Source organism: Anoxybacillus tepidamans PS2, assembly GCF_000620165.1.
Lineage (GTDB): Bacteria > Bacillota > Bacilli > Bacillales > Anoxybacillaceae > Anoxybacteroides > Anoxybacteroides tepidamans_A.
On the sequence record NZ_JHVN01000039.1, the window covers coordinates 1 to 9135 of the forward strand.

The 9135-nt window shown below is 41.6% G+C and carries 9 protein-coding genes and 2 pseudogenes; 7 read left to right on the plus strand and 4 right to left on the minus strand.

The genetic code is table 11. The features are described from left to right. Positions 1-170: 170 nt before the first annotated feature. The 4 genes from N667_RS18945 (at position 171) to N667_RS19625 (ending at position 2741) form a co-directional block, all read left to right on the plus strand. A complete protein-coding gene (locus tag N667_RS18945; RefSeq protein WP_051530091.1) occupies positions 171-1055 on the plus strand; it encodes a magnesium transporter CorA family protein in 885 nt (294 codons plus the stop codon). A gap of 224 nt (positions 1056-1279) precedes the next feature. Further along, positions 1280-2197, plus strand: coding sequence for an EamA family transporter RarD (rarD, locus tag N667_RS0117170; RefSeq protein ID WP_027410647.1), 918 nt, complete (start codon positions 1280-1282; stop codon positions 2195-2197). A gap of 254 nt (positions 2198-2451) precedes the next feature. After that, entirely contained in the window at positions 2452-2550 is a 99-nt protein-coding gene (locus N667_RS19620; RefSeq protein ID WP_082063809.1) for a YjcZ family sporulation protein, read from the plus strand. Positions 2551-2591: 41 nt separating this feature from the next. Then, the gene (locus tag N667_RS19625) at positions 2592-2741 is read left to right on the plus strand and encodes a YjcZ family sporulation protein (protein WP_084279293.1); all 150 of its coding nucleotides are present in this window, start codon (positions 2592-2594) and stop codon (positions 2739-2741) included. Between the two features lie 65 nt (positions 2742-2806). Here N667_RS19625 and N667_RS0117190 read toward each other — a convergent pair whose 3' ends face one another. From N667_RS0117190 to N667_RS0117200, 3 genes are all read right to left on the minus strand, one after another. Beyond that, the gene (locus N667_RS0117190) at positions 2807-4174 is read right to left on the minus strand and encodes an MATE family efflux transporter (protein WP_027410648.1); all 1368 of its coding nucleotides are present in this window, start codon (positions 4172-4174) and stop codon (positions 2807-2809) included. Positions 4175-4237: 63 nt separating this feature from the next. Then, positions 4238-5497, minus strand: a complete 1260-nt coding sequence (locus N667_RS0117195) for a two-component system sensor histidine kinase NtrB (protein ID WP_027410649.1) — start codon at positions 5495-5497, stop codon at positions 4238-4240. Between the two features lie 144 nt (positions 5498-5641). Next, on the minus strand, positions 5642-6832 hold the full coding sequence (locus N667_RS0117200) for an alanyl-tRNA editing protein (RefSeq protein ID WP_027410650.1): 1191 nt from the start codon (positions 6830-6832) through the stop codon (positions 5642-5644). A gap of 197 nt (positions 6833-7029) precedes the next feature. Here N667_RS0117200 and N667_RS20435 point away from each other — a divergent pair. Then, positions 7030-7150: pseudogene (locus N667_RS20435) on the plus strand (MFS transporter); the annotation flags it as partial. Positions 7151-7200: 50 nt separating this feature from the next. Then, positions 7201-7380 carry a hypothetical protein gene (locus tag N667_RS0117210; protein WP_027410651.1) on the plus strand — a complete coding sequence of 60 codons (180 nt, stop codon included), beginning with the start codon at positions 7201-7203 and terminating at the stop codon, positions 7378-7380. 22 nt (positions 7381-7402) lie between these two features. Here the strand turns inward: N667_RS0117210 and N667_RS0117215 are convergent, their stop codons facing one another. After that, the gene (locus N667_RS0117215) at positions 7403-8536 is read right to left on the minus strand and encodes an MFS transporter (RefSeq protein WP_051530092.1); all 1134 of its coding nucleotides are present in this window, start codon (positions 8534-8536) and stop codon (positions 7403-7405) included. Positions 8537-8636: 100 nt separating this feature from the next. On the opposite strand from N667_RS0117215, the pseudogene N667_RS0117220 reads away from it, so the two are divergent. Beyond that, a pseudogene (locus tag N667_RS0117220) lies at positions 8637-9029 on the plus strand (MFS transporter); the annotation flags it as partial. Between the last annotated feature and the right edge of the window lie 106 nt (positions 9030-9135).

Consider the following 9135-nt stretch of genomic DNA (forward strand, 5'->3'; position numbering starts at 1 on the left):
CTTTAACGTATCAAATGTAAAGCCAAAAGAAAAGAAAAAGTTCACATGTTCCGTGAACTTTTTCTTGACGCCTGACTTTTTCAACACTTTGAAAACCTTAATCGCTTATAAACGATTAAGGTTTTTTTCATACTAATCAATAAACCATGATACAAGAAAGGAAATAAAACATGTCAAATAGCGAATCTAGTAAAGTATGCTGGCTCCATTTTAATGAAAACTCCAAAGATGAACTGCAAATCATGCTAAAACAAATGAATGTCCATCCGTTGGCTCAACAATTGCTTTTGTTAGGAAGCGATTTTCCTAAAATCGACGTGTACGATGATTGTATTTTTGTTTCGCTTGCTTTCGTGCAGAGTGATTGGCGAATAAGCCGCCTACAGCTGATCGTGACAAAGCAACACGTCATTAGTTATGCGAAAGACGATGCCCCGATAGTTGAAAAAATCAAAGATAAACTGTTTCACCATTTAGAGCACAGTTCTTCCCCTGATTTTGTATTGTATGAGTTTTTTGAAGTACTGACCTTTCATTTTTTACGTATTATCGATGATATATCCGACCATATTCAAACGCTTGAGAAACAAGTGTTTAAAACACCGTTTGAAAATGACATCGGCCATAGTGTATATCGATGGAAAATAAAACTTCACGAGCTTCGTCAAATCATAGAGGCGCAAGAGGAAATGATGAAAGTCCTTCATCATCCAAAATTTCCGTATATAGGAGAAGAAGTGCGGCCATATCTCCAAGATGTTACAAGCAGATTTGCTCGGATTACAGCTGCACTTGATACGTTGAAAGAGACGTTATCGGGCATTTTTGATTTGCAGCTTTCATTAAAATCTGATCATATGAATGTAATCATGAAAACGTTAACGCTAGTAAGTGTCATTTTCATGCCGATGACATTTGTCGCCGGGGTGTACGGTATGAATTTTAAGTTGATGCCTGAATTGGCGTGGAAATATGGATATGCTTATGCACTAGTGTTAATGATCGGATTAGGGATTTCTATTGCTTTTTATTTTAAGAAAAAAGGCTGGTGGTAAACGAACTTCTCCCACCCGCATGTCATTTGAAGGTAGGGGATTTCTCAACAGATACGTTAAATTTTTACTAAATCCTTCTTGAGTGAGAGGAAGTTATCGTGATTAGCTACAAAAAACTTGCTTATTGCAGAAAGAAAGCTGATCGGTTTTTTTCTTGGAAAGGCAAGCAAAACGATTTATAATTAAACTATTCACGACTTGAAAAACAAAGGGGATATGTAGCAATGAAAGGACATGATGAAAAAGTCGGCGTGATATATACCACGGCTGCTTATTTGATGTGGGGAGTGTTGCCGATTTATTGGAAGCTGCTCGATGAACATGCAGCTATGGAAATTTTGGCACATCGCATCGTCTGGTCATTTATTTTTATGCTTGGATTGCTAGTTGCGACCAAGCAAATACGATTGTGTGGGGAGCAGCTTGTTGCGATGCTGAAACAGCCAAAACTGGCGGGGGGAGTGGTTGCTTCTGCTTTCCTAATCAGCGCCAACTGGTTTATTTATATATGGGCTGTAAACCATGGACACATCGTTGAAGCAAGTTTAGGTTACTATATTAATCCGCTTGTCAGTGTCCTTTTAGGAATGGTGGCGTTGAAAGAACGATTAAATATATGGCAGTGGGTTTCGTTCTTATTGGCATTTTTAGGAGTCTGTCTTATTACATTTCAATATGGCAAGTTTCCTTGGATTGCTTTGTCGCTTGCGTTAACGTTCGGTTTCTATGGCTTAGTGAAAAAATTGACAACGTTCGAATCAGCGATCGGTTTGACATTTGAAACGATGATTGCTACACCTCTTTCGCTCGGATACTTAATAATTTTATATGGTCATCATCATAATATGCTTTCACTTTCTTTATGGGAAACGGTTCTGTTGATTGGTGCGGGCCCAGCCACTGCGTTGCCGCTATTATATTTTGCGAAGGGAGCGAAGCGGATTTCGCTTACGATGGTTGGTTTTCTTCAGTACATTTCCCCAACGATCAGTTTGTTGCTCGGCATTTTTCTATTTCACGAGACATTCACAAAAACGCACTTTTATGCCTTCAGCTGCATTTGGTGCGCCTTAATTATTTTTTCATTCGCCAAAACAAAGAGGATGCAACAATTGCATAAACATAAGTCGCTAGAATCATAAAAGAAGACCTTCTGATCTGAAGGTCTTCTTTTATGTGTTTTAGAAGACTGCTGTCTTATAAGAAGGGGGATTTTGCCCGTTGCTGCTACGGATCGTTTTTGAAGCAAAAGGGCGCTCATATGTGTTTGAACATGATGTTTCACTAATAATTTTTTATTTTTCTTATCAGCAAACACCCATTTTTGCAAAAACGTCTAACCATTTTGAGTGTAAGTGAATAATTTACTAGTACAAAAACGAAGGAGGTGCTCAAGATGGGTGCAGCTTACGGCGGCGGTTTCGCGTTAATCGTAGTGTTGTTCATTTTGTTAATTATCGTTGGTGCAGCATTTGTTGGTGGCTGGATGTACTAATACCAGCGATGACAAAAAAGTAACCAAAAGGAGGGGATAGTATGCCATTTGGATATGGCTGGGGCTACGGTGGCTTTGGCGGCTATGGCGGCTTCGGATATGGTTATGGAGGCTATGGCTACGGTCGCGGCTTCGTATTGATTGTCGTCCTATTCATCTTGTTAATTATTGTTGGTGCGGCATGGTGCTAACAAATTAAAGATGAGGGGCGAAAAGCCACAAATCACAAATAAAGAAAAGAGCGGAAGAAGATCAATCAAACTTCTTCCGTCTCTTTTTTCGCCATCATATTTTTTTGGATAAATAACAGCCGGAAAGAAAGGAAGAAAGCACCGGCAGCCAGCCCTGTAATTAACCCGATCCAATATCCAAACGCTTGTGCGGAGGTGAAATTGGCTAATATGTATCCCACAGGCAAGCCAATCAACCAATAAGATAGCAGGGAAGCAACGAAAGCCGCGTTAACGTCCTTATATCCGCGCAACGCCCCTTGAATCGGAGCAGCAATGGCATCAGAAAACTGAAAAAAAATGGCATACAAAAGAAAATGTTTGGTCAATAGCAGCACATATCGATTATCTGTATACATAGCGGCCACCTCGCTCCGGAAAAAATAGAGGAATAATGAGGTGACAACGGCTGCAGCAACCGCCATTCCAATTCCAAGAAAACTATACTGTTTAGCATCACGGTAACGTTGCGCTCCAACCTCAAATCCGACTGCAATGGTGAGCGCCATCGAAACGCTCAGCGGAAGCATATAAAGAAGTGAGGCGAAATTGATGGCGCTTTGATGAGCCGCAATCGTCGCTGTGCTAAACTGGCTCATTAACAACGTAACAGCAGCAAAAATGCTTGTTTCAAAGAAAATCGCAAATCCGATGGGTACGCCTGTTTTCAATAGTTCTTTCCAAGCCGAAAACGAAACACGATAAAAGCGGCGGAAGATTTGAAAACGGGAGAAATGGTGAAACCGATGAACTACAAAAAAAGCGATGAAGCAACAAAACCAATATGTAATTGCTGTGGCGTACCCTGCGCCGACTCCGCCCAATTTAGGAAATCCGAACCGTCCATAAATCAATAAATAGTTGAACAGCACATTGATAGGTAAGGCAGCGAGCGTAATCAGCATTGTCACTTTTGTTTGCCCGAGCGCATCGATAAAGCAACGGAGGACATGGTAAATAAACAAAGGAATGATCCCGCATGAAAGGGCAATTAGATAATGATAGGCGATGCGCCGTACGTTTTCATCGAGTTTCATTCTCATAAGAAAGTTATGCAGCCCAAGCGAACCGAACAACAGAACTAATAAGGCGATGGCGATCGCTAAATAAACCGATTGTATAACGTAATAAGGAATTTGTTTATGCCGTCCAGCCCCAAGGTGCTGAGCAACGATTGGCGTTAAAGCTAATAATATGCCGCTAATTCCAGTAAATACGGGGACCCAGACGCTTGAACCGATTGCTACACCAGCTAGATCTTCGGCGCTCGCATGCCCTGACATCGTGACATCGGCAAAGTTCATCGCATAAAGTCCTATTTGTGTCACTAAAATGGGAAAAAGAATGTGAAAGAGTTGAGCCGTTTTTTGCTTTAGAGTAAACGTTTGCCTCATAAAAATTCCTCCTTTCATGGTGAGCAGCCAAGACAAGTGCACAAACAAAAACAAGAAACTACCTCATGAAGAGGCAGTTTCCCGCTTAATAACAGGCAGTTCAATAATAAAACATGCTCCTACATCACCGTTTTGCACTTTCATTGTTCCCTTATGCAATTCAATAATTTTTCTCGACAGAGATAATCCGAGCCCCGTCCCTGTTTCCTTTGTTGAGAAAAATGGATCAAAAATATGATCAATAATCGTCGGAGGAATTCCAGGTCCATCATCGCGAAAATAGATTTGCACAAGGTTGTTATGGAGCTTGCTTGAAACGAAAACGCACATCGCTTTTTCAGTTTTGGCCTCGATCGCGTTGTGAAATAAGTTCAAAAAGACTTGCAGCAATTGGTTTCTGTCTGCTTCGACATCATAGCTATTTAACCGTTCGTCCAAGTCGTAATCCACTTCAATGTCATGAAGCAATGCTTCGCTGCGCAGTAAAAGTCCTAAATCTTCCATAAGGAATTCGTTAATATTTATCTTTTCTGTTTTCACTTCAGCCGGTTTAGCGATATTTAAAAAATCGGTAATAATGCTATTGGCCCGATCTAGCTCTGGGATCAGCAATTTATCAATGAGCGAGATGATCCTATCAGGAAGATCATTTTTAAAAAACTGCAAGTATCCGCGAACCGTCGTAAGGGGATTGCGGATTTCGTGGGCAATGCCGGCAGCGATGCGCCCTGCTACTGCCAGCTTTTCTGTTTCCTTCATCATGTTGAGCGATTGAAACATACTAATCACGCGCTTAATGGATCCGTCTTCATTATGAATCAAACGTGTATTAATAATTCCATAGTATCGATCAAGCACTTCTTGATTATAAATAGGTTCGTTCATCTCAATTGATTTTAACGTGATGATGGCCTCATCTGGCAATTGTAATAACTCGCGTATATGTTTGCCAATCATTGCGTCCCGATCCATTCCTGTATCGTTCGCTGCTTGTAAGTTGCATAGTGTAATAATGCCGTTGCCGTCGACAAATACGATATGATGAGGGACAAGATCAAGAATCGGTGCTAAAAACGCTTCAAGGCGCTCAAATGGCAAATCGGTGGACGGATCTATATGCACTTGAAGATTGACACCGTTTTTTTCTTGGGAGACAAAAGACGTTATTGTCGGTTCTTTCTGCCCGCGCCTCTTTTCCATTCTCATTTCTAACGTATAGTCTGTGAACTGAAAAGGAAAAGAAAGCTCTTTTACAAAACTTTTATAAAACTCAACTTCTTTTTCTAATTGGGTAATTCGTTCTTTTAGCTGTTGATAAGACAAATCTACCATAATCAGCCACTACTCCTTAACGAAAACAACATACGTTAGTAGTGTACAGAAAAATTTTCATTTCGGCTAGAGGAAATGAGTAGGTTTTGTAATATTTTTGTAATGTATTGTACGCCAATATGCTGAAACGCCGAATTAGTCAATTGGCAGCATAAGCTGCTTTTCCGCTTGCAACTCGTTTATAAACGAAAAAAGCTCTATATTAGATGGAAAAGCGACTTGTGCCTGTCGTTCGTTTCCTCCACCTTTTCCATTCGCCGACTGCAGCTGTTGTTTTAACCAGTTCCCAATATGCAAGTTAAGGGTAGGGCTTTTAACAATGACAAGCCGGTTTTCAACTGTTGTTGCTAAAATAGCCGTTTTATGATGTTGCAAAGCGATTTCGTTGGCGAGCATTTGCAAGTCTTTTAGCGTCAAGTCGTCATACACTTTAAGAACAAAAGGGGCGGCATGGGACTGTTGGGCCATTTTTTCCGCTTCAATTCGGAATAGCGTTTGTTTTAGCTGCTGCAGCTGTTTTTGCAACTCTTTGTTTTCTGCTTCCAATTTATATAAAACATTTGCGAGCATGTCGCGATTTGTTGCAAAATGCTGCGCAATTGTTGTTAAAGTGGTATGTGATGATCGGTAATCATGGAGCGCGCGCTGTCCGCATTTGAAGAAGAGGCGTGTCATGCCGCGATGCTTCTCCGTTTTTAACAGCTTAATGATTCCGATTTCTCCTGTTATTGATACGTGCGTACCACAGCAGACGGAAAGATCGACACCTTTCATTTCTACGACGCGGATTTCCCCCTCTACTTCCGGCAGCTTGCGGAATGGAAGAGCGGCGGCATCTTCCTTTGAAACGTAATATGTTTCAACAGGGATGTTCGCGTAAATGAGCTCGTTAACCCGATCTTCGATGGCAAGCAGCTGTTCGTCTGATAGTGATGGAATGTTTAAGTCAATTGTGACAGCATCATTACCGAGATGAAAACCTACCGTATGGGCGTCAAATAAATCGATGCACACCGCAGATAGTAAATGTTGTCCGCTATGTTGCTGTGTATGGTCTAAGCGGCGGCGCCCATCAATTTCACAACGCACGGTTGATGAGGCGACAGGAGTCGCAAGCCGATGATACACTTCTCCATTTTTCTCAAACACATCAATCACACGAATTCCCTCGATTGTGCCACTATCGGAAGGTTGTCCGCCACCCTCTGGATAAAAAGCGGTTTCCGCCAATGTTACGATGTATGTATTTCCTTCTTTTTGCTGGCTTGTCACCGTCGTGACCCAGTTTGTTGTAGAGGGAGAGGTATAGTATAACTTGATAGACATTTCAGTCACCCTTTCATCTGTTTTTTCTATCTTAACAATTTTTTCGTTTCACGCCTACTTTTAGTTGCTTTTATTCAACAAAACTATGTTCTAAATAATCAATGTAACTAAAAATGAAGAAGGTCGTTAAGAAAAATGTTTCGTCAATCGAAATATAGTGGTAAAATATGTTTGGAAAAGAAAGGGAAACGTTGGGGATGTGGAAAAACAGAAATGTATGGCTCATTCTTGCAGAGGAATTTATTACAAGATTAGGGATATGGGGCGGTATTATCGGCAATTTAGAGTTTTTTGCAACGGCATGTTCCTTCTGATTTTTTTAACATTTCCACCTCTTAACGGAGGGAAGGTGGGGAAGGTTCATAAACATGCTTGATCGCATCATGTTTCAAGTCATTCTTCTTGGCACAGGCTTTTTGCTGGATGCGATTGGACTAAGGAGCATGGCAGCTGCATTTGATGTCATATCCCTCTTGTTCATTATTTATTTTTTTGTCAAAGAATCAAAACAACATGCAGCTTTTCAGCAGCATGATCGATCATTGTAAAAGGAAGCGTCAAGCGCTTCCTTTATGAACCGACCTGTTGTACCTTTTTTAGTCTGTAAGCGAATAAATAATAGCAGGAAAGGGCGAGAACGGATAGAGCAATGCCGGATACATATGGGAGGTCTATCGTAATTGTAAATAACCATCCGGCAATCGGTGGCCCGGCGATGCGTCCAAGCGAATCAAAGGACGAAAGCAGCCCCGTCGCACTTCCTTGGCCACCTGTCGCATGTTTCGTAACAAGCGATGATAAACATGGGCGAATAACCCCGTTTCCGATGCCAAAAATCGATAAATAAAGGGCAGCGGTGAAAAAATTATGTATGAACAAAATAAGTGCAAAGCCAATGGCGGAAATCACAATTCCTCCCTGAATGACTTTTCCCTCGCCAAATGAACGGATCAGCTTGCCAATCAGCCCGCCTTGAATGAACGCGCTCGCAAGGCCCATGATCATGAAAATGTACCCTAACTCAGCAGAATGAAGACCGGCGCGCTTCGCTGAATAGTAAGCGAACGTTGCTTCTAACCCCGATAGCGAAAACGAAATAAACCATTGCAGCACATATAGGAATATCATCGGTCCACTAATGGTTCGCCAAACTGAAATTTTGTTTCCAGTTTTTAATATTCTTTTTTCTTTTGGCAACGATTCTTTTAAAAACAATAACACAAATAGCGATGTGGCAAGAGAAAGACATCCCGCTATCAAAAATGGAGTGTGCAGGTTAGCCTTTGAAAATATTCCGCCAATTGCCGGACCGAAAATAAATCCAAGCCCGATCGCTGCTCCGATTGTTCCCATGCCTTTGCCGCGTTCTTGCGGTGTCGTGACGTCAGCAACATATGCCATGGCCGTAGGCATTGTAGCTGAAGAAAGAATCCCTCCGATAACACGCGCAACAAATAACATCGAAAGGGTGTGAGCGATTGAAAATAGAAAAAAGGAGAGGGATAGCCCAGTAATGCCGATAAATAAAATTGGTTTTCGTCCATATCGGTCGGAAATACGGCCCCAGATCGGAGCAAATAAAAGTTGCATGAGCGAGTAGATGGCCATCAACAGTCCCAGCTCAGTCGGATTTGCTCCAACTTTTTCTGCAAAAAACGGGAGAACAGGGATGATGATGCCGAAGCCGCACATGACTAAAAACATGACGGCAAACAGAAGAGAAAGGTATGTTTTCAATATGAAAACCTCCTAGTAGAAATATTTGCATTTTTATCATAATCGAGAGGACTATTATTTTCAAAATATACGATTAGAAGAGGAGCGTGCCGGGTTGTTAAGAAAATTACATCCCATCAGTATACATATCATTATCGGAACGCTATTTGCGAGAACCGCTACTTTTATGACGATTCCGTTTTTATCGATTTACTTGACGAAAGTAAAAGGCGCCAGCGCTGTAGAAGCGGGGATGATTATCGGCACAAGCGCGTTCTTTAGCCTATTTAGCGGGTTTATCGGCGGCTATTTGTCGGATCGCTTTGGAAGGAAAAATGTAATAGTTGCTTCGATCGGGATATGGGCGTTTGTGTTTATCGGTTTTGCACTTGCAGAAAATGTTTTACTTTTTTTCTTTTTAAACGCTTTAAACGGGGTATGCCGTTCCTTTTTTGAACCCTCATCCCGTGCGCTTTTATCACTTTAGGCGAGAAGACTCCCACCTCAAGGAACGAAAGGGAGTAGGTGGGAGATGAATCGCCTTCGGACAAGGGACGGCTTATTGGCCATCTCGATGGTTCGACTGT